Genomic DNA, 20,172 nt, shown 5'->3' with positions numbered 1-20,172 from the left:
TTCTTTCAACTGATGAAATAAGCCCGATATGCATGGAATGTTGCCGAAAAATGTATTTGCCGGACGTTGAGTATTTGTCATAAATTTGGATACTTATTGTCCATATATAGACTTATTGTTTATTATAGTGTATAAATATACTACATTATCGAATAACGTGTGGAGGCCATTATGTTATCGATTGAACACGCTAAATTACCGCCCGACAGCGCCAAAATTTCAAAAAGCGCCTTACGGACTTTTTTTAATATCATGAATACATGGCAGCTTAGCTCCGAACAAGCCATGACCTTGCTTGGCCTGGATTCCCGCAGCACCTATTTCAAATGGAAGAAAAATCCCGAGTCGGCAAAACTCACACCTGATAAACTGGAAAGGCTTTCTTACATCTTCGGTATTTATAAGGCGTTGCAACTTCTGCTGCCCAATGCCGATTCCGCAGATCAATGGATAAAACAGCCTAACTCGGCACTTCCCTTTCAAGGCAAATCTGCCTTGGAACGGATGCTAACCGGGCGCGTCGCCGATTTGTATATAGTGCGGCAATATTTGGACGGGCAGCGCGGCTGGTCGTGATTGACAACTTGCCGACAAGCCATGTTGATTGGCAACCCTGCTGGCGCTTGGTATCCAGCCGATTTCCACCTGTCGGCTTGTTCGATCGCGTTGCCGATCCGGAAGACCTGGACATCGTTTATGCCATCGAAGGCCTAACCAATGATCGGTTACTTGATGATGCGGGTGATATTAATCTGGTTAAGCCCGAAGATAGGGTTTCAGGGCCTGGCACTACACCGATAATGGCGGCTTTTACCCATTTAAATCCCGAAGGCAGCCGTTTTACGGACGGCAGCTATGGTGTTTATTATGCGGGGAATACCATCGAGACGGCTATTGCTGAAACGCAATATCACCGCGCCTTGTTTTTGGCGGCCACCCACCAACCGCCAACCGAAATAGACATGCGAAGTTATGCGTCAGATCTATCCGCAGAATTGCATGACATTCGCTTATGCCAGCCTTCATTGCCCCAGATTTATAACCCCGATCCAAACCATTACGCCGATGCACAGGATCTGGCGAAGAGCTTATGGAGCGCCGGTTCCAACGGTATTGTTTACGATAGCGTACGGATGTCTGGCGGAGAATGTGTTGCCCTATTCAAGCCATGCGCCTTGTCTCCGACAAGGCAAGGGCCGCATTTTTGCTACGTTTGGGATGGTTATAAGATGACGAACGCGTACAAAAAATCCTTGATTGCACCGGACGGCTAGGCCACATTTTACACACACTTTTACGAATACCCGATCCTTCGTCCACAGCTTGGGCAATTGGCCGCGATGAAGATGATGTAACGGGTGGGCAAAAAAATTGCCCACCTATCTATCTCGGTTGGGTAAATGACCTTTTAGAACTTAGACGCGGCGAAAACCCGTGAAACCGCATCTTTTGCGTCGAACATGAGTTTTATGGTGTCTTTCGATGCGCTGCTCGCGACGGCAACGGCTTTTTCGGCACTGCTAGAATGATCTTGGATGCGTTCCAAGATCGCCTGTACCTCATCACGTAGCCTTTGTGCGTCATCACGCGCCTGCTCGGCCAATTGCTTGGCGTCTTGGCTTTCCTGAAGTGCTTGCTGCACTTGCGATAATAGGCTTTCAGCCTGGCGTTGGATTTCCTGGGCTTGCGCCACAGAGTCACCCGCTTGGTTCAGTTGTTGTTCGATCTCTTGCGCGCGGTTTGATGCCAGTCGGCTTAAGTCGGCGGTTTGGGCGAGATACTCATTTGATTGCTGAGCGAAACCTTGCGCCTCATCCAGGGCGGATTGTGCCCGAGTTGAGGTTTGTTCAATACCCGACAGGGTTGAAAGTGCGCTGTTATGCGCATCAATCGTCGCGCTGGCGTACCGTTCCGCTTCCCTGACTTGGGCGCTGGCCCCTTCGGCATGGGTTTGTGCCAAGTTGGCTGCTTGTTGGGCGTTATAAGCGGACTGATCGGCGTTGCCTTCATATTCACGGGCGCGCGTGGCGGAATACCCTGTCGCTTCCGCGTTTGAACCGGCTGCTTCGGCCTGTGCTATGGCATCCCTTGCAGCGCCATTTGCCCTTTCAGCGTAATTATAGGCTTGGTCGGCATGATTGGCGGATGCCTGGGCATTGTCTTGTGCCTGCCGAGCCGCATACGCTGCCGATTCGGCATTCTCGTCCGCTTGCCGGCGGGCTGATTCGGCTTGTTGGGCGTTATTGACCGATATTTGGGCATATTCCTGTGCTTGTCGGGCAGCAGCTGCTGCAGAATCAGCATCCGTGCCTGCTTGCTGGCGGCTTAGTTCGGCTTGTTGGGCATTATTGGCCGATATTTGGGCATATTCCTGCGCTTGATGTGCTGCTGCTGCTGCCGAGCCAGCATTCGTATCAGCCTGCTGACGGGATGATTCAGCTTGCTGGGCGTTATTGGCAGATACCTGGGCATAATCATGCGCCTGTTGTGCCGCAGAGGCCGCCGATTCGGTATTCGCAATCGCTTGTTCGCAGGCCGAACCAGCTTGTTGGGCGTATTGACCCGCTTGTTCAGCATACTGGGATGCAGATAGCGAATTTTGCTCGGCCACACCCTGGGATTGTGCCGCATTTTGGGCAAATTCTTCACAACGACTTGCCGCCAGCGAGGCGCGTTCGGCAGCTTGACCGATAACTTCGGGTGCTTCAGAAATTTCTTCGAGCATGTGTGTCTCCTCCTAATGGGTCTTTCTTATAATGTGTTATTGTTATTTATTACGGTATATGGTTGCACATTATGACTTATTGTGAGCTTGAATTCTATCAGCAAAAGCGGAATCAATTTGTCCGAGAGGTTTCTTTGCTTTCACGCTCAACACGTAAACGGTGCGTAGTTAACTTAGCGCTTCTTGTAACCGCTGATAAATCCCCCCAAAACTGCCATTGCTCATCAGGACAAAATGTCCACCATAACGCGCATCCAATTTGAGCTTTTCTATGATTTCATCCAAGCTCCGGCAAATTTCAATATTTCCGGCGTAATTAAGCAGGCCGCTTAAATCCCATCCTAGATTTTCCGGTTGGTACAAAATTGCTTTATCCGCATTATGTAGGGATAGCGCCAAAGTTTCGGTGTGCACACCGAGGCGCATGGTGTTGGAGCGCGGTTCGACTATCGCTATGATGCGCTCCTGGCCGACTTGTTTCCGTAAACCGTCTAAGGTGGTTTCGATGGCAGTGGGATGGTGGGCGAAATCGTCATACAAGGTTACGCCATTGATTTTTGCAATGATTTCCATGCGTCGTTTGACATTTTTAAATCCGGCTAACGCAGCAATTGCGTCTTTAGGCAAAATGCCGATATGTTGGGCGGCGACAACGGCGGACATGGCATTGTAAACATTATGGTCGCCAGTTAACGCCCAATCGACACAGCCCTGTTCAATACCGTTAACGCAAACCTTGAATTGGCTACCGTCGGTTTTTACCAGTTCCGCATTCCATTGGGCATCGGCGTTAATGGAGGTTCGTGATACCGGTGTCCAGCAGCCCATCGCCAACACATCATCAATGTTCTTTTCGCAGGCAGGGCTGATAATCAAGCCTTCGCTGGGTACAGTACGCACCAGATGATGGAATTGCCTTTTAATGGCGTCCAGGTCGGGGAAGATGTCGGCGTGGTCGTATTCCAGGTTATTCAGGATTGCCGTGCGTGGGCGGTAATGGACGAATTTCGAGCGTTTATCGAAAAATGCCGAATCGTATTCATCCGCTTCGATTACGAAAAAATCCGATTCACCCAATCGCGCGGAAATGCCGAAATTCAGCGGAATGCCGCCGATAAGGAATCCGGGCTTGAAGCCATTATGTTCCAAAATCCAGCTTAACATACTGGTGGTGGTGGTTTTGCCGTGCGTACCCGCTACGCCCAGTACCCAAAGGTTTTGCAAGACGTGTTCGGATAGCCATTGCGGCCCGGAGATGTAACGAATACCCTGGTTGAGTACCGCTTCGACTTCGGGATTGCCGCGCGATATGGCATTGCCGATGATAACCAAATCGGGCTTATTCGCCAAGTTTTCGGCCTTGTAACCTTCCATCAAACGGATGCCCTGCTCTTCCAGTTGCGTGCTCATGGGGGGATAAACATTCTGGTCGGAACCTGAAACTTGGTAGCCGAGTTCCCGAGCAATCAGCGCAAGTCCGCCCATGAAAGTACCGCAAATACCTAGAATATGAATGTGCAATGTTTTGTCCCGTAATTGTCTGTGGGTTGGTGAATTATTTTTTCAGTCGATATTTGTTATAAAATACGACCTTATATTACTATGCCGATTATAACAAACCGTAAATAAGCCGTATCATCCGATAATGACAGAAAAAAACAAAATCTTAGTTGAAGCAACGCCCCATTTTATCGAGGCGCAATCCTCGCCCGACGATGGACGTTATGTGTTCGCCTACACCATCACTATCACCAATGTGGGTATAGTTCCCGCCAAGTTATTGAATCGCCACTGGCTGATTACCGATTCCAACGGCAAAGTACAGGAAGTTAGGGGCGAAGGCGTGATCGGCGAGCAGCCTTATCTTAAACCCGGCGAATCCTTCAGGTACACTAGCGGCGCGATGCTGGAAACGCCTGTTGGCACCATGCAGGGGCAGTACACCATGATTTCTGATGAGGGTGTCAATTTTAATGCCGCGATCCCCAAGTTTACCTTGTCTATCCCAAGGACGCTGCATTAGCTCGTGCTCCAATTTTTTTCACTACAATATTGAAAAGTTAAATGTAGTTCACAAATTAATCCTAAGGTTTTGTGAATACGGTCACAGAATAATTATCGGTAAGCCCTATAATTATCATCACTAACAGGTTCAATAAAACCGCTTGTTAGTGCAATGCATGGACGCATTGCTTTTTTCAGTCCACAGCAAATACGCCAAGACTTTAGGTTGATGCTACGGACATATCCTCGCCTCAAGCTTGTTTTATCAATTTCGATTATCTTAACCTTCTTTCTCAGTCATTAAAAACGGGTAAATTTTGATTTTTTATTCAAAAAATTATCCTGCCATCAAGTAAGTGGCCCGGAATATTTCTCACTCTCTCCAAGTTTGCAGGCTATCAAGCGCTAATCAACGATAGTAAATAAATTTGGGTGGCCTCATTGTTTCGACCCTACGAAGCATTGGCTTCGTCCGCCTTCAACCAGTCGATAGATCGATAGGTTTCGTAAAGCCCAATTTAGTGGTATCAAAGAAGTCCGTCGGAGCGGTTTCAATAATCGGGTTCACAATAGTTCCGGTAATTTTTGGAACGGCCCAAATAGCATTACAAAAATGTGAACTCGGTCACACAATAAAAATTAAAGCGTGAACCAGTTCACAAAATTTAGACAGACGGTTACTAAACTTGCGTGATGATGGATAGCAGAAGGGGAAGGAAAAAACTTTCACCAAAGCAAAAATAGGGACTCGCAATTTTACTTAACTACGGTGGTTTTATGAAAAAACGATATTACTTTCTTGCGGCAATTATACTGTGGATGTTTTCCTCAGTGAGTTTCGCTTCAATAACAGAATCCATAGTGAATCCGGGGCCTGTGTCATTTTCCTTAAGTTTTACACAAGGTGGTACCACTATAGCATCCTCTGGGTCGGGTTTTGATCAACAAGGTGCATTAAAAATTGCAGATGATTGGTTTCATCTCGTATTTGGGCATTTCGGTCATGGCGGCTCATTTGGGGATGATTTTGGTCATGAGCATCATGGACACCACGGGCATCATGAGCCCGACGGTGATGAGGGCGGCCCTGCGGCTGTCCCGCTTCCTTCGGCAGTTTGGTTATTTGGTTCAGCGTTGTCTGGCTTGATTGGCTTGGTTACACGTAGGCAAGCAAAAGGGATAATGGCCTAAATTTATCATACCTACTCGCCGCTCCTTAAGGGGCGGTTTTTTTTAGATGGCGATCGACCTAACACAAGGTAAAGAGTTGGCTTCGATTTCTGTATAGTGATTGCCCATTTTGTTTTGTGCGACCAAAGCGCCACAAATAGCTTCACCCAGGTCAAAATCCTGTATCAGCCAATCACTGGCTAGACCATATTTTTCGGGGATTCTCGCTAGTTCACGTTGGTTCTCGGGATTGACGACGCAGTATTTCAACCCTAATGCAATCCCCCTGCCCGTAGCCTTAACAAACGCCTCTTTACGCGTCCAAAATCGGTAGAAAGCCAGCGTTTGCTGAGATGTCGGCAATCGTTGCCAGTAATTTTTTTCTTCTTCAGCAAAACATTTATCGACCAGCGCAACCAGATTTTTTCGGGGGGTGCACTGTTCAATGTCAACGCCTAGATCGCAGTTTTTAGCAATGACCACCACCATCCGATTGGCAGTATGCGATAAATTAAACCTCAATTCGGGGTAATCAACGAGATAGGGCTTGCCATGTTCAGCCTTATGGATGCGTAGCTTTTTGGGGTTTGTATTGAGGGTTTGCGCCAATAGCATTCTTAGTCGGGCACGGATTTCTACATAGCGTTTGTGCAGTTGACCGTTTACGATGCTGCTGGCATGTTGCTGTTCGGGTGGCGCGAGAATACGCCAGTAATCTGGGTAATCTGCTTCCGTGGCCAAAATTTCACCCTGCCAGAGCTTGATTGTGTCCTTATCCGTTAAGGGTTGACCCACGCTTTACCTTCCCCTCGCGGATCGCTGGCGGCTGATAGGGTATGGGTGATTTTGTGTAACTGCACGGCTTGCATATCGCCGTAATGTCGATTGGTTTCTTTCAAACGATGTCCTAAGTTCGATAGCTTGGTAATCTCATCTTGAGAAAACGCGCCTTGTTCATATTCGATCACATCCGGCAGGTATTGGTGATGAAAGCGGGGGATTTTTACCCATGAATCAGGGTTGTTTCCTTTGGCAAAATCCAGAATGCCCAGCAGCACCATTGAGATAATGCGGCTACCGCCAGGCGTACCTAAAACGGCGATTCGGTCAGGGGTTTCCAGAAAAGTCGGTGTCATGCTGGACAACATGCGTTTCCCTGGCGCAATCGAATTGGCGATGCCCCCTACTAGCCCATACGTATTCATAGCGCCTTCAAGGCTAGCGAAATCATCCATTTCATTATTGAGTAGCACGCCCGTGCCTTCCGGCACAAACCCTGCGCCAAATGCCGTGTTAATGCTTAAGGTTGCAGCGACACGATTGCCTTCTTGGTCAATTATCGAAAAATGTGTAGTCTGGTTGCCTTGGTTTTGCTTAGGCATGTCGCCTGATAAAAAATCGCTGGGCAAGGTTTTGTCCGGCCTGATGGTACTACGCAAGCCAGCCGCATAGTCTGCATTCAGTAGGCGGTTAACGGGTATGTCGATAAAATCAGGGTCACCCAGATATAAGGCGCGGTCATGGTATGCACGGCGCATGGCCTCTGTTATCAGGTGCTTGCGGGTTATTTCGTCGGTTTGTTGCAAATCGAAACCGGAAAGGATATTCAGGGCTTCAATCAAGACAATGCCGCCCGATGATGATGGCGGCGCACTGGTGATGGCGATGCCCTGATAGTGGCCTTTTATGGGTTTGCGCTCGATTATTTGATAAGCATCCAGGTCTTGTCGATTCCAAACCCCTCCTGCTTGGCGGACACCGTTTACCAATTTATCGGCAATTTCACCACTATAAAAGCCATCCCTCCCATATTTGGCAAGCCGCCTCAAGGTGTTTGCCAAGTCAGGTTGTTTGAGGATGGCATAGGGATTGGGCGCTTCGCCATGAGTCAAAAAAATAGCGGCTGCTTGAGGATTTTTTTTGAGTGTAGCTAAACGGAAAACCAGCATTTTCCTATGTCGCTCCGTAATGGCAAAACCGTTTTGGGCATGTCGGATGGCTGGTGCTAAATTTTCTTCAAGTGATAGGTGGCCGTATTTTTCCGACAAATACACCAATCCGGCTGGCAGCCCAGGGATGGCTGCAGCCAATGCCCCGTCCAGCGATAATTTAGGTATCACGTTGCCGGATTTATCCAGGAACATGGCCTTATGTGCCGCCAGTGGGGCTTTTTCACGGCCATCAATCATGGTTTCCACGTGGTCTTTCGTCCGATGCAGCAACCAGTAGCCGCCGCCGCCCAAACCCGAACCTGCGGGTTCGACTACGGCCAATACCGCGCTCACGGCAACCGCCGCATCATACACATTGCCGCCTTTGGCTATGATTTCAAACCCTGCCTCAGTAGCTAAGGGATGGGCAGAGGCGATTGCTACCTTGGGGCGATCGGCATTGGCTAGGTTAACCCAAAATAAGAGCCACAAAAGCCCGAAAATAAGGTATCGATTTTGCATGCTGTGTTATTGTCAGTTAAATGGCTTAGTTAGCTTAACAGGTCAGAAGGGTCAAATGTGCGAATCAGGACTTTGCTTAATAACGCTAGCCCCCAACTATCAACGCTATATAACTAACTAATGCGATGAAACTTAGAAGGCTACGAACAGTGTGTAGGTTACCCCACTTGTTTAACAATTCGCGTGTTTCTTCTGAAGCTAGGTCACGGCCGGGTGCCAACAGCAACTGATTCGTAGGCATAATGGCAACGAATGTGAACGGTACGACCAAACCGATACAAAAGGCGCTAAACAGCCACAGCGTGCCGCCGCCTAACAAACATACAGTCATGCCTGCAAGAAAGCTTATTATTGCCAACGGAGCTTGCATCAGTGTGGCACGTTTATAACTGGGTGCCCAAACAGTTGCAGCCATTTTTGTATCACAACCCATGCGTGCCGGATGCTCAACAAGGTTAATGTAAATAGCTGCGCCGGTAAATAGGGTGCAAGTCAGTACAGCAATGAACTGCGTGATTTCTAGCATAGGTCTTCTCCGGAAAAATGAGATTCAGAAATCGAAAGCATTAGTCAAATCACCCGCATTAGCACGCACCCCTGGCAAGGGTTCTAAACCAAACCGCAAGGTAATAAACTTTATGATCGACGTGGTATCGTAAGAGGTATGGTCAACAAAATGCCTTTTGGCGAAAGGCGAGATGAAAATGGCGGGTATGCGCGTGCCAGGGCCCCAGCGGTCGCCTTTGGGTGGCGCGACATGATCCCAAAATCCGCCATTTTCATCATAAGTGACTATCACCACGGTTTTTTTCCAAACCGGACTGTTTTTGATTTTGTTAAGTATTTCATCTAAGTGCTTGTCGCCGGACAAGACATCCGTGTAACCAGGGTGTTCGTTCAAATTGCCGGAAGGCTTATAAAAGGCGACTTGCGGTAATGTGCCTTTGTCTATGGCTTGCAGAAAATCTTCGCCATCCTGCAAATGCAGTTCCCGATCAGGGTTGCCGGGCGCAAATCGGGCAAAGTAGTTGAAGGGCTGGTGATGTGGTTGGAAGTTTATTGCGCCAGGTTTGCTGTTGTAAATCACACGGCGCTTTACAACAGGCGGTCGCCTTCCGTCGGCCAATGCCTGCTTCCAGCCGCCGGCATACCACGCCCAAGAGATGTTTTTTGCCGACAAAGTGTCGCCGATGGTTTTTGTGGTCTGTGGAGACAATGGCTTCTCAGCGGGATCGGCAAAGCGTGGGTCGCCCCCTTTTACAGGGGGGATTTTTGAGGGTTGGTAAGCCGGCTGTGTGGTGTTAACGGCAAAACCATCCGGTGTGAAGGATAGGTCATTTCCCAAAAACTTGGGTGCGCCATACTTGGCAGATGGCGGTGAATCTGGTTTCCGTTTTAGCAGGCCCCGTTCATCCAGGGTAAGGCGTTCATCTGCTGGCACGGAAGGGTCGCGAGGCGTGCAAGCGCATACTAACCATTGGTGGTTGAGGAATGAACCGCCAAATGCGCCCATGAAAAAGTTGTCGGCAAGTGTATGTTCTTGCGCCCAACGCCACAACGGCAACTTTGAGCCGTCGTAATAACCCATGACCAAGCCGCCCGCGTCGGAAATGGCGGCAAACTTGTTGTTTTTGCCGCCGTTGATTTGCTCTATATTGTGGTAGTAGCGGTGGACTAGGTCTCGCGTCCTGGCGGACAACGGCAAGTTCAAGGAAGGTCTATCAATTTGAAATGGCTGGTTAGGCAGGTGTTCGGCAATGGGTGGCTGATCTGCCTCGCTTGCCCAAACTGGCGGCAATTCTTTGAACGGCTTGCCGTCGTGATCGATCTGGGTATATTGTTCTTTGGAAGCTTGCTTGATACCGTTCGCACCAGGGAACAAACCATAGAGATTATCGAAACTGCGGTTTTCAGCATAAATGACGATGATATGCTCGATATCGTTTAGGGTTGGTTTTGCTAGTGGGTGGGGTTTCGTTGCAAAATTGGGGGAACTGCAACTGGCGACAAACAAAATAATTGCTGTTTGCAGCGAAAATATCTGAGTACTTCGCTTTGTCTTGCTTGCGGCGATAGCGCATTGCCCGATCAAAATTCTTGGCGTGGTATTCATGGTATTCGTTCCGAATGCTGCTCGCATCAATGCGGCCAAGAAAAATAACTGATTTTCTGCCTGACCTATGAGAAAAGAGTTTCGCCACAAAATAATTAAGCGTTTTTTTTCGTTAACTTCAAATATTTTTGATATAGGGTCTCTTCATTTTCAACTTTGTCGGGATCCTTGGTAATGCAATCGACGGGACAAACTTCCACGCATTGTGGCAGGTCGTAATGTCCTACGCATTCAGTACACAAGTCGGGATTGATGACATAAATCTCTTCACCTTGTGAAATCGCGCCATTTGGGCATTCGGGCTCACACACATCACAGTTAATGCATTCATCATAAATTATCAATGACATACTTAAACCTGGCTAAATTTTTTGATGAGCTGTTGGCATACTACGTCTGGGACGAATGATGAAATATCGCCATGTAATTGGGCGATGGACTTTATTACGCTCGACGAAATAAACGTATATTGTTCGGGTGGGGTTAAAAATAGGGTTTCCAGTTCCGGCGCCAATTTACGGTTCATGCCTGCCATTTGAAATTCATACTCAAAATCGGATACCGCCCTCAGCCCCCTTAATATGACCGTTGCGCCATGTTGTCTTGCACAATCGACCAATAGGTTTTCAAAACCGATAACATCGACATTGGCATGTTTTGAAGTCGATTGCTTGGCTAAGCTTATGCGTTCTGCCAAGGAAAATAAAGGTACTTTTCCGGTGTTAACGGCAATACCAATTATCACTTTATGAAAAAGTCGGGAAGCCCTGCAAACTAAATCCAGGTGCCCGTTTGTAATGGGGTCAAACGTGCCGGGGTATATGGCGATTCTTTCCATCTGTTCAGGAGTTGTGTGTAAAACGAAATGGCTTAGATAAAAAAAACTAGCACTATACCGACTAAAAACAATAAAAACACATTCATAACCGACAAGACTCCAAAAACCAGCATAACTGGGTTGGCCAATGTTGCCATGCCAATGTAAGAGCCCATCAATTCGCGCGCTTCCGTAGCCATCGCGCCAACCGACCAAAGGCCCTTCCCGGCACTCAAAAGTCCTAACTTGGGCAGTTTGCCAGCGCGGATGTTCTGTACTGATCCTTGGAGTCCAGCTTTGGCATCGCCAGTTATACGGCCTGCAATGCCAGGTAGGCATTTTAGCTCTTCCAATGCCCACCAGAATCTCGCCAGGATCAATGCCGGCAAAATCGCAGCAATCCCCACCATAACGGCGATTCCTATGGAAAAATGCTTTAAGAAGTAGCACCAAACGACCAGCCAACTTGCCACCAGTACACCCAGGATTACAAACAAGCGCAACTTGTCGGCAAGGTTGTCCACCAAGGGCAACAGCTTTTCAAAAATGGCTAATAGACGAAGTTTTTTGTCCGCCTCAAGTACCGTTTTAGGAGTTTCTGGCATAAGAATTTTTTCGGCAGGTTGCTAGTTTGCTATTATACTCCTTCTTCAACTATCTGGCTGGCGCCATGTGCTGCTGTTTGATACCCGTTGTGAGTTGGACAGTCGAATCAGTTTTTAGCCCAAGAAACGTATATTGATAGTGCCTTTTTGTTTTGGCATTGTGGGACACTTAAGGAATTAAACATAGGTAATTTCACTAATTGCAAAATTTTTCATAAATTCTTAAGCTGTTGCACGAACTATGATTTATTTAAATAGGATTAAGGAGCCTTAGGGCAAGTTGATTCCGTTCATAGTTCGACAGGATTCACCATGAACGGAATCAAATACTTGTCGTTTGTTAACTGGGCATGCCAATTTGGTTGCCAATAAACCCAATTAACTTTGGGTGACTGAACGATGTTGCTGGGGGGAGATTTGTCCACGGGTGATAAATAATCATTTTAATAGCCGCTTAATGAAAAAGATGTTCACTATGCCTTATGAACGGTTCGCTTAGCTGATGATGCAGATAGGACTAAATAAGCCTGACTTTCAGGCGAATGCCGCTTAACTCAAAAAAGTCTAAGATCGCCTCATGCAGACAACTTTCTTTTTCCCATTATATAGGCTTTGCGCGGTAGTTTTCTTGTTTCAAAGCGGTTTCGCCCTCGCTGAAATTCACGGGACGATAACGGGCACGACCAATTATATTTCCAGGATGTACTCCAAAAGTGCTGGCAATCCAGCTATTCAAGGCAATCTCGATTACCAACATTCATCGGGAGTTTATGTCGGGGCCAGTGCCTCTAGTTTTGACATAGGCAGAAATGAACAAGAAGAAGATCTCATTTATCCCAATGCAGCCCAAGTTGAAGTCACTCCCTATGTTGGCTGGAGTTATCAATTTGCCGATGATTGGCGGATGGATTTACAGTATTCCCGCTATATTTATGACAACCTGATTTTTTCACGTCCGGGAGATTACAGCGAATATTACCTGTTTCTTCATTACAAGAGTTATCTGAGCGCACAGTTCTCCTATTCGAATGATTTTTATGGGCTAAAAGGCGATTCGTTCTTCTATGAATTGACCGGACGCTACCCGTTGACTGACTATTTGGAATTTTCTAGCGCATTTGGTTACGCCCGAGTCAAAGATGTCCAAGATGCCGATTATCCGTATTGGAATGCCGGCCTAACGGGGCGATATAAGTTTATTGCACTGGATTTACGTTATTACGACGCAAGTGAAATTTATTATCTGGATGAGCTAGGGGGGAATATATCGCCCGACCATCCAGTAACCTTGAAGGCAACAGTGGTATTTTCTATTTCGGTGGGATTCTAATAGTTCGACAAGGACAGACCGAGCGGAAAATTTTTTAGCTGACAATGAACTTTAATTAATTTATTGCAATATACAGGTATATGGGAAATAAGATTTCTATTGATTTCTTGCGACGAAGCAATAACTATTTGAGTTAACAGGAAAAAGCATGGCTTTTAAAAATGCAGCATTTTTGGCAATAGCAACCATTTTGCTCAATTTGGGTATTTTGGGCGATGCGAATGCTGCGCGTATTGACGTTTCGTGTGAACTGCGGAGTACAACTGCTACGGTAGGCGATACACACGGCGCGGGTTCAGGCAGTGGACGAGGGGGGCTGGACGATCCTGTGGGAGGGGGCGGCGTTCCGCGTTCGAAAGTAACTGTCAGGGGTTACGGATTCCCAAAAGGGAAGTATTACGCAAAAGTGGATTCTGGTGGGAACTCAGTTAAGTCGAGACCAAAAGCCGCAGTCAGCCGCCAAGTGCAATTTGAATTCGACAGCAACCCTGAAGATGTCATTCTCGAAGCCAAAACAGCGATTCATCCTGCTTTTATCCAAGGTGGGGTTGTCAGGGCGAGCATACGTGATGCCAAAACCAAACTTCTAATCAAAGGTTATATGACTACAAATTGTATAATTAGATGATAATTGCTTACCTTTGATCCTTGAGAATAAACATGAATTTTAAGAAATCAGCAATCATAGCCTTAATGTTCTTGGCGTTTAACCTGTGTACATTGGGTGAAGTTAACGCCGCATCCCTCGGTGTTAAATGCCTGGTTTTCAATGGCGGCAGCCGTTCAAAAATTTTAGTGCGTGGAACGGGCCTTAAAGGGCGCTACTATGTCAAAGTCTACTCAGGGGAGACTGCCATCCAGTCTGGAGAAAAAGCCACAGACAGCAAGGGTGCGATTGGTTTTGTTTTCGACAGTGACCCAGACGTTATAAGCGCTAATCCAAGCGCAACACCCATTCCACCGGACTTCATCAAAAATAAAAAAGCGGTGGGGGTCATTCGCAAAGCCGGCACTCATGCCCGCATAGGTGGCGTTATCGAAATGTGTTTGCCAAGGTAATGCTAACCGGCTTTTTGATAAGTGAAGTTCAATAGTTCAATAAAATAGAACTCGCCTATTCGTCTTAAATATAAGGGATTTCTTAACCAGTCTTTCCACTACCCTCCTTAGATAGGCCCAGGACGAACGGTATCGTGTTGATACCGTTGCTGGAGGGCATGTCGAACCACACATGGCATCAACTTATTATTCAAGGTTTCCTTAATTCCTAAGGATTTGCCCATTGAATTCTTCAAAAACCAATGCGAGGTCGCTTCGCGCGCCAAGCCATAAAGAAGCAACTGATTCGATATTCCTTAAATTTTATTTGTTCGACACCATTTTTTTTATTTTCCGTATAAAAACAAATTAAGGGTTTGTTTTTTTAAATTATTTTTTCTTTAAAAAATTAATTCTGGCTGACCAATCGAATTCACTTTTCATCTAAAATTTGGGGTGGTTTCAACAAATTTAAGTTTTTTTTAATTATCCATTGAACCTTTCATTGGTTTTTTGGAATTAACGTACAAAGTTAATTTAATTTGGTCTATGTTTAATGAAAGCTCAAGCCGAAGTGACACAATCTTTTGCAGGTACACCGTTGAGTACACATCAAAATGGTCAGCAGCTACGGGATGCCGATTTGATAGCGCGGCTTTGCAATGCAGATGAATGCGCACTTGAACAGCTCTATCACCATTATTACACAAGATTATTCCGGTTTATTGCCCGCATTACCCGTCGTGACGAGTTGATTGATGAAATCATCAACGATGTCATGTTTGTCGTCTGGGAGAAAGCGGCGAGTTACGACCCTAAGTGCAAACCGTCCACTTGGATTTTTGGGATCGCCTTTAACAAGGCTCGGCAGGTTATGCGTGATGCCAACCGGGCCGAAGAAGAGTCGCTGGATGAACTTGACGAAGACAGTTCATGGCTGGGCAAGCAAGATGCCGGGATGAATCAGCTCGAACTCGATGAATGGCTGGAATCGGCCCTTAGTGCCTTGTCGCCCGAACATCGGGCGGTGATAGAGCTGACTTATTACGAGGGCCTGCATTACAGCGAAATCGCTGTCATCATGGGTTGCCCTGAAAACACTGTAAAAACCCGAATGCACCATGCCCGTAAAAATCTGGCATTGATTTTAACCCCAACGAACGACAGTTCAAACCGCACCCACTGAGAGTTTAGGAGTTTACGATGAAACAGCATTATACAAAATCTTACTCTGACCATCAGGAACTGTCTCAGTTATTGCCTTGGTACGTCAACAAGACACTTCAAGGCGGTGAGTTAAAGGCAGTCGAGGCGCATTTAGCCGTTTGCCTGACGTGTAAACGTGAGCAGGCCCATTTGCAGAAGTTGGCGCAAGCCGTGATCCAGGAAGGTTCGCTTGACTCAGCAGAACAGGCCTCTTTTACGCGCTTGAAAATGCGCCTTCAAGGCCAGCAAGCGGGCTTAAATCTAAAAGGAAGCACGGTTTCCGGCAATGTCACACAATTAAGTGACGGCAGAAAACAGCGTTGGGTGAGCAGCGCGATCTCTCATCCTGCGTTGGCGATGGCGGCAGCCGTGCTGTTGTCTATAACCCTGCTGATGCCGCGTTATGCGGGGAATGATGTGCAACTCGGCAACAGCTTTAAGACGTTGTCTGACGGGCAACAAGAAGCCGTAAGCGCGAATGAAATTCGAGTGGTTTTTGCTGACAATGTCGATCAGCTGCAGAAAAATACGATTCTTGAGCGTATACATGGGCAATTCATTAGCAATAGCCCAACTCCCCAGGGTGTGTATACAGTTAGGCTCGATAAGGACATTGCGGCCAAACATCTTTTTGATGTTATTGAATTGTTAAAGAAAGACGGCAACGTTATTTTTGCAGAACCCGCCTATGCATTGCTTTCATCAATGCATTCGGAGGAATAGATGAAAACTTATCTAATGGCAGGCCTGCTGATGTTGGCCGTTTTTATGGTCCCAGCGGAAAGCAAAACACCAATCGACAGTGAAAGCGGGCTTAACAGCATGTTATCCCAGCAAAATGCAGATCGGCTGCTGCTGGTGGCTTTTTCTGACAACACGATTAACAGTATCAAAAACACGGCATCTCCAACGTCTTACAGGCAACGGGGCGGTTACCAAAGTTCGACCTGGAGTGAGCGAATCACCAACCAAATTGCAGACGATTACGATTTGGAGAAGCTGGCTGAGTGGCCCATGACCGAAGTCGGTGAACATTGCGTAGTGTACCGTGTTGCCGATAAAGCCTCTGTGGCAACTACCATCGAGCGATTGTCCAAGGATGACCGTGTCGAAGTTGTTCAGGGCATGAACGTATTCAAGACCAAAACGCAATCCTCCAGTTCCAACGACCCTTACTTTAGGCTTCAGGCTAATTTGCAGCAAATGCAGATTAGTTTAGCTCATGGAAAGGCAACGGGTCGGGATATTGTCATCGGTATGATTGATACGGGAGTAGATTTAAATCACCCCGATTTGGCAGGGCAAGTCAGCAATAACCAAAATTTTGCGGAAGACATATCCGCCAGTTTTGCGACGGATAAGCATGGTACGGCAGTGGCCGGTGTTATGGTAGCCCGGAGAGATAACTCTACCGGAATTATGGGGGTAGCCCCTGATGCCAAGTTGTTGGCACTGAAAGCCTGTTGGCCGGACAAAGTAGACGCTATGGAAGCCGTCTGTAATAGTTACACACTCGCGCTTGCCGTTAATACAGCCATCAAGGCAGGCGTGGATGTCCTTAACATGAGCCTGACCGGCCCACAAGACCCATTGCTTACCTTGTTGCTCAAAAAAGCCTTGGAAAAAGGCATTATAGTCGTTGCCGCCGATACCGGGTCTGGTAACACAAGCGAAAACTTCCCTGCCTCCCTAAAAGATGTGATTTCCGTACAGTCTATCAAGCAGCCTGCATCAACCCCCGGTTCTTTGGCTGAATCCATATCGGCTCCGGGTGAGAAAGTGTTGACCACTTTGCCTTACGGTACCTACGATTTTATCTCAGGCAGTTCAATCGCGGCGGCTGAAGTGTCTGGCGTGGTGGCGCTATTGTTAGAGTTGAAACCTGACCTAACGGTAGCTGAGGCGCATACGATATTGCAAAAATCAAAAATAACTTCAAAGGAAGGTTTGATTTCTGGTGTAAATGCTAATGTTGCGGTGAATTCCTTATGTGAATCAGCCCATTGCGGTCATCAATTTTTGAGTTTTGCTCAGTTCAATCCTTTATAAGACTAACAAAAATATTTCCTGATTCTGGAGTAATTGAAAATGGCAAGACGAGGGCATCACTCTTTAGAGCAAATAAAAAACATGGTTTTGGTAGCCGCTGAAGATTTAGTTATCGAAGGGGGTTTGCCTCAGCTACGGGTAAGGAATATAGCAGTCAAAATAGGCTATACCGTAGGCAGTATCTACATGGTGTTCGATAATATGAACGATTTGATCTTGCACATTAAAGGCAGGACGTTGGACACCATAACCGAACAAATGCAACAAGTGAAATGTTCAAACCCTGAGCGCTGTCTTGAAGAGTTGGCGGGCGTTTATATTCGTTACGCCTGCCAAAACCTCAATCGGTGGAGCATGGTTTTTGAACACCGTTTACCCGATGATGCCGAAATTCCTGAGTGGTATCAGAAAAAAGTAGATAACCTTTACGGACAGTTTGATACGCATTTCGCATTGATTGCACCTGAGTTGTCTCCTGCCCAACGTCGGCAAACAGCGTTGGCTTTCTTGGGCGGCATTCACGGAATTTGCGTTTTTATGCTGACGACACAGCTCGGTGGTTTAAATGATAATGATTTGGAAGAAAGTGTTGTTCTGCTCGTCAGGCGGTTCATTCATGACGGTTGGATGAACGCCATGGGCGGAATAACACCCCTTACCAAAACCCCACAGGCTTCGCGTTTGTTGCGTTCCGTCCGTACTGTGTAATAGGTAAAGTAAACAGTTTACCGAAGCAACACAATTGCTTCGGTGAATTCTTTAAAATAGCACTGAAATAATCACACTTTGTGATAAATATCAGCACCTTCCTTAATAAATTGATTCGATTTTTCTTGCATTCCAACGGCTAAAGCCTCTTTCTCATCTTCTATTCCTTTAGCCTGGGCGTAATCGCGTACATCCTGGCTGATTTTCATCGAGCAGAAATGCGGTCCGCACATCGAACAGAAATGTGCCACTTTGGCGGATTCTTTCGGTAAGGTTTCGTCATGAAATTCACGGGCTTTCTCAGGATCCAACCCGATATTAAACTGGTCTTCCCAACGGAATTCAAAACGCGCCTTGGACATGGCATTATCACGTGCCTGCGCGCCAGGATGGCCTTTGGCGAGATCGGCGGCATGGGCGGCAATCTTATAAGTGACGATACCTTCCCGAACGTCCTGTTTGTTCGGCAAGCCCAGGTGTTCCTTTTGGGTGACATAACACAGCATGGCACAACCGTACCAGCCTATATTTGCCGCGCCAATCGCTGAAGTAATGTGGTCGTAGCCTGGGGCAATATCAGTGGTCAGGGGCCCCAACGTATAAAAGGGCGCTTCGCCGCACTCTTCCAATTGCTTGTCCATGTTAATTTTTATCATGTGCAAAGGTACATGGCCTGGGCCTTCAATCATGGTTTGCACATCATGTTTCCAGGCGATTTTCGTCAGCTCTCCCAGCGTTTCCAATTCACCGAATTGCGCCGCGTCATTGGCATCGTAAATTGAACCTGGACGCAACCCGTCACCTAACGAAAAAGATACGTCATAAGCTTTCATGATTTCGCAAATTTCTTCAAAACGCGTGTATAAAAAGCTCTCGGTATGATGCGCTAAACACCATTTCGCCATAATAGAGCCGCCACGGGAAACGATGCCCGTCATGCGTTTTGCGGTTAACGGCACATGATGCAGGCGCACACCGGCATGGATGGTGAAGTAGTCTACACCTTGTTCGGCTTGTTCTATAAGCGTATCGCGATAAATCTCCCAAGTGAGTTCCTCGGCTTTGCCGTTTACTTTCTCCAAGGCTTGGTAAATAGGCACCGTCCCTATAGGCACGGGCGAATTGCGTAGAATCCACTCACGGGTTTCGTGGATATTTTTGCCGGTGGACAAATCCATCACCGTATCGCCGCCCCAACGGATAGCCCAGAGCATTTTTTCGACTTCCTCATCAATCGACGAAGTGACTGCAGAATTGCCCAAATTGCCATTAATTTTAACCAGGAAGTTGCGCCCGATAATCATCGGCTCCAGTTCTGGATGGTTGATGTTGGCGGGAATAATCGCCCGTCCTCTGGCGACTTCATCACGAACAAACTCTGGGGTGATATAAGATTGTATTGACGCACCAAAGGAATTGCCGGGGTGCTGGCCTTTCCATAAGTCGCGCATCTGTTCCATATTCTGGTTTTCGCGAATGGCGATAAATTCCATTTCAGGCGTAATGACGCCTTTTCTGGCATAGTGCATTTGCGAGACGTTCGCCCCTGCAATAGCGCGGCGCGGTTTGCGGATATGTTCAAAGCGCAGGTTTGCAGTGGCAGGGTCGGTCATTCTTTGACGACCGAATTCAGAACTCGGGCCTGTCAGTTCTTCCGTGTCATTACGTTCTGCTATCCATGCTGAACGGACAGTACCCAAGCCTTTCTTCAAATCTACCGCTACGCTGGGATCGGTATAAACGCCTGACGTATCATAGACATAAAGTGGTGGGTTTTTTTCTGTACCGAAATGGACGGGTGTATCGGACAAGGTAATCTTACGCATGGGAACGCGGATGTCGGCACGGGCGCCTGGTACGTAGATTTTTTCCGACGCGGGGTAAGAATCGATTTTTACGCTATCTGTAGCGGTTACTGCGGTGAAAGAGGCATCTTTAATGACAGCGCTCATGT

General features: G+C 47.2%; 21 protein-coding genes. 11 read left to right on the top strand and 10 right to left on the bottom strand.

Going from position 1 to position 20,172, the window contains the following annotated elements; all coding sequences use genetic code 11:
* Positions 1 to 171: 171 nt before the first annotated feature.
* Together MGMO_RS07850 and MGMO_RS07845 are read left to right on the top strand one after the other, a co-directional pair.
* Positions 172 to 576, top strand: a complete 405-nt coding sequence (locus MGMO_RS07850) for an MbcA/ParS/Xre antitoxin family protein (RefSeq protein WP_023494513.1) — start codon at positions 172 to 174, stop codon at positions 574 to 576.
* A complete protein-coding gene (locus tag MGMO_RS07845) occupies positions 573 to 1,274 on the top strand; it encodes an RES family NAD+ phosphorylase (protein WP_023494512.1) in 702 nt (233 codons plus the stop codon). The genes MGMO_RS07850 and MGMO_RS07845 overlap by 4 nt, the downstream gene beginning before the upstream one ends.
* A 134-nt stretch (positions 1,275 to 1,408) precedes the next feature.
* Here MGMO_RS07845 and MGMO_RS07840 read toward each other — a convergent pair whose 3' ends face one another.
* Together MGMO_RS07840 and mpl are read right to left on the bottom strand one after the other, a co-directional pair.
* A complete protein-coding gene (locus MGMO_RS07840) occupies positions 1,409 to 2,725 on the bottom strand; it encodes a coiled-coil domain-containing protein (protein ID WP_023494511.1) in 1,317 nt (438 codons plus the stop codon).
* Positions 2,726 to 2,893: 168 nt separating this feature from the next.
* On the bottom strand, positions 2,894 to 4,246 hold the full coding sequence (mpl, locus tag MGMO_RS07835) for a UDP-N-acetylmuramate:L-alanyl-gamma-D-glutamyl-meso-diaminopimelate ligase (protein ID WP_023494510.1): 1,353 nt from the start codon (positions 4,244 to 4,246) through the stop codon (positions 2,894 to 2,896).
* Positions 4,247 to 4,370: 124 nt separating this feature from the next.
* Between mpl and apaG the strand changes: the two genes are divergently transcribed.
* Positions 4,371 to 4,748, top strand: coding sequence for a Co2+/Mg2+ efflux protein ApaG (gene apaG / locus MGMO_RS07830; protein ID WP_023494509.1), 378 nt, complete (start codon positions 4,371 to 4,373; stop codon positions 4,746 to 4,748).
* A 758-nt stretch (positions 4,749 to 5,506) separates the two neighbouring features.
* Positions 5,507 to 5,920, top strand: a complete 414-nt coding sequence (locus tag MGMO_RS20295) for a hypothetical protein (protein ID WP_023494508.1) — start codon at positions 5,507 to 5,509, stop codon at positions 5,918 to 5,920.
* 42 nt (positions 5,921 to 5,962) lie between these two features.
* On the opposite strand, the gene MGMO_RS07820 is transcribed toward MGMO_RS20295, so the two are convergent.
* From MGMO_RS07820 to MGMO_RS07790, 7 genes are all read right to left on the bottom strand, one after another.
* On the bottom strand, positions 5,963 to 6,694 hold the full coding sequence (locus MGMO_RS07820; protein ID WP_023494507.1) for a 4'-phosphopantetheinyl transferase family protein: 732 nt from the start codon (positions 6,692 to 6,694) through the stop codon (positions 5,963 to 5,965).
* Positions 6,679 to 8,352 carry a gamma-glutamyltransferase gene (gene ggt / locus MGMO_RS07815; protein WP_023494506.1) on the bottom strand — a complete coding sequence of 558 codons (1,674 nt, stop codon included), beginning with the start codon at positions 8,350 to 8,352 and terminating at the stop codon, positions 6,679 to 6,681. The genes MGMO_RS07820 and ggt overlap by 16 nt, the downstream gene beginning before the upstream one ends.
* Before the next feature lie 85 nt (positions 8,353 to 8,437).
* Positions 8,438 to 8,878 carry a DUF1772 domain-containing protein gene (locus MGMO_RS07810; RefSeq protein WP_023494505.1) on the bottom strand — a complete coding sequence of 147 codons (441 nt, stop codon included), beginning with the start codon at positions 8,876 to 8,878 and terminating at the stop codon, positions 8,438 to 8,440.
* A 24-nt stretch (positions 8,879 to 8,902) separates the two neighbouring features.
* Entirely contained in the window at positions 8,903 to 10,465 is a 1,563-nt protein-coding gene (gene acpA, locus MGMO_RS07805) for an acid phosphatase (protein WP_023494504.1), read from the bottom strand.
* A gap of 95 nt (positions 10,466 to 10,560) precedes the next feature.
* Positions 10,561 to 10,815: a YfhL family 4Fe-4S dicluster ferredoxin gene (locus MGMO_RS07800; RefSeq protein ID WP_023494503.1), complete on the bottom strand. Its 255-nt coding sequence runs from the start codon at positions 10,813 to 10,815 to the stop codon at positions 10,561 to 10,563.
* A gap of 2 nt (positions 10,816 to 10,817) precedes the next feature.
* Positions 10,818 to 11,303 carry a pantetheine-phosphate adenylyltransferase gene (gene coaD, locus MGMO_RS07795; protein ID WP_023494502.1) on the bottom strand — a complete coding sequence of 162 codons (486 nt, stop codon included), beginning with the start codon at positions 11,301 to 11,303 and terminating at the stop codon, positions 10,818 to 10,820.
* Between the two features lie 32 nt (positions 11,304 to 11,335).
* Positions 11,336 to 11,887 (bottom strand): hypothetical protein, encoded by a 552-nt coding sequence (locus tag MGMO_RS07790; protein WP_023494501.1) that lies wholly within the window; start codon positions 11,885 to 11,887, stop codon positions 11,336 to 11,338.
* Between the two features lie 577 nt (positions 11,888 to 12,464).
* Between MGMO_RS07790 and MGMO_RS07785 the strand changes: the two genes are divergently transcribed.
* The 7 genes from MGMO_RS07785 (at position 12,465) to MGMO_RS07755 (ending at position 18,218) form a co-directional block, all read left to right on the top strand.
* Positions 12,465 to 13,217 (top strand): TorF family putative porin, encoded by a 753-nt coding sequence (locus MGMO_RS07785; RefSeq protein WP_023494500.1) that lies wholly within the window; start codon positions 12,465 to 12,467, stop codon positions 13,215 to 13,217.
* 148 nt (positions 13,218 to 13,365) lie between these two features.
* Positions 13,366 to 13,845: a hypothetical protein gene (locus MGMO_RS07780; protein WP_023494499.1), complete on the top strand. Its 480-nt coding sequence runs from the start codon at positions 13,366 to 13,368 to the stop codon at positions 13,843 to 13,845.
* A gap of 32 nt (positions 13,846 to 13,877) precedes the next feature.
* On the top strand, positions 13,878 to 14,276 hold the full coding sequence (locus MGMO_RS07775) for a hypothetical protein (protein WP_023494498.1): 399 nt from the start codon (positions 13,878 to 13,880) through the stop codon (positions 14,274 to 14,276).
* A 535-nt stretch (positions 14,277 to 14,811) separates the two neighbouring features.
* Positions 14,812 to 15,441, top strand: coding sequence for an RNA polymerase sigma factor (locus tag MGMO_RS07770; RefSeq protein ID WP_023494497.1), 630 nt, complete (start codon positions 14,812 to 14,814; stop codon positions 15,439 to 15,441).
* Positions 15,442 to 15,458: 17 nt separating this feature from the next.
* Positions 15,459 to 16,184 (top strand): anti-sigma factor, encoded by a 726-nt coding sequence (locus tag MGMO_RS07765; protein ID WP_023494496.1) that lies wholly within the window; start codon positions 15,459 to 15,461, stop codon positions 16,182 to 16,184.
* Positions 16,185 to 17,510, top strand: a complete 1,326-nt coding sequence (locus tag MGMO_RS07760; protein ID WP_023494495.1) for a S8 family peptidase — start codon at positions 16,185 to 16,187, stop codon at positions 17,508 to 17,510.
* 39 nt (positions 17,511 to 17,549) lie between these two features.
* Positions 17,550 to 18,218, top strand: coding sequence for a TetR/AcrR family transcriptional regulator (locus MGMO_RS07755; RefSeq protein ID WP_023494494.1), 669 nt, complete (start codon positions 17,550 to 17,552; stop codon positions 18,216 to 18,218).
* Between the two features lie 71 nt (positions 18,219 to 18,289).
* Here MGMO_RS07755 and thiC read toward each other — a convergent pair whose 3' ends face one another.
* A complete protein-coding gene (gene thiC, locus MGMO_RS07750; protein WP_023494493.1) occupies positions 18,290 to 20,170 on the bottom strand; it encodes a phosphomethylpyrimidine synthase ThiC in 1,881 nt (626 codons plus the stop codon).
* Positions 20,171 to 20,172 lie beyond the last annotated feature (2 nt).

This window comes from Methyloglobulus morosus KoM1 (assembly GCF_000496735.2).
GTDB classification, from domain to species: domain Bacteria; phylum Pseudomonadota; class Gammaproteobacteria; order Methylococcales; family Methylomonadaceae; genus Methyloglobulus; species Methyloglobulus morosus.
This window is presented reverse-complemented; position numbering and strand designations above follow the sequence as displayed.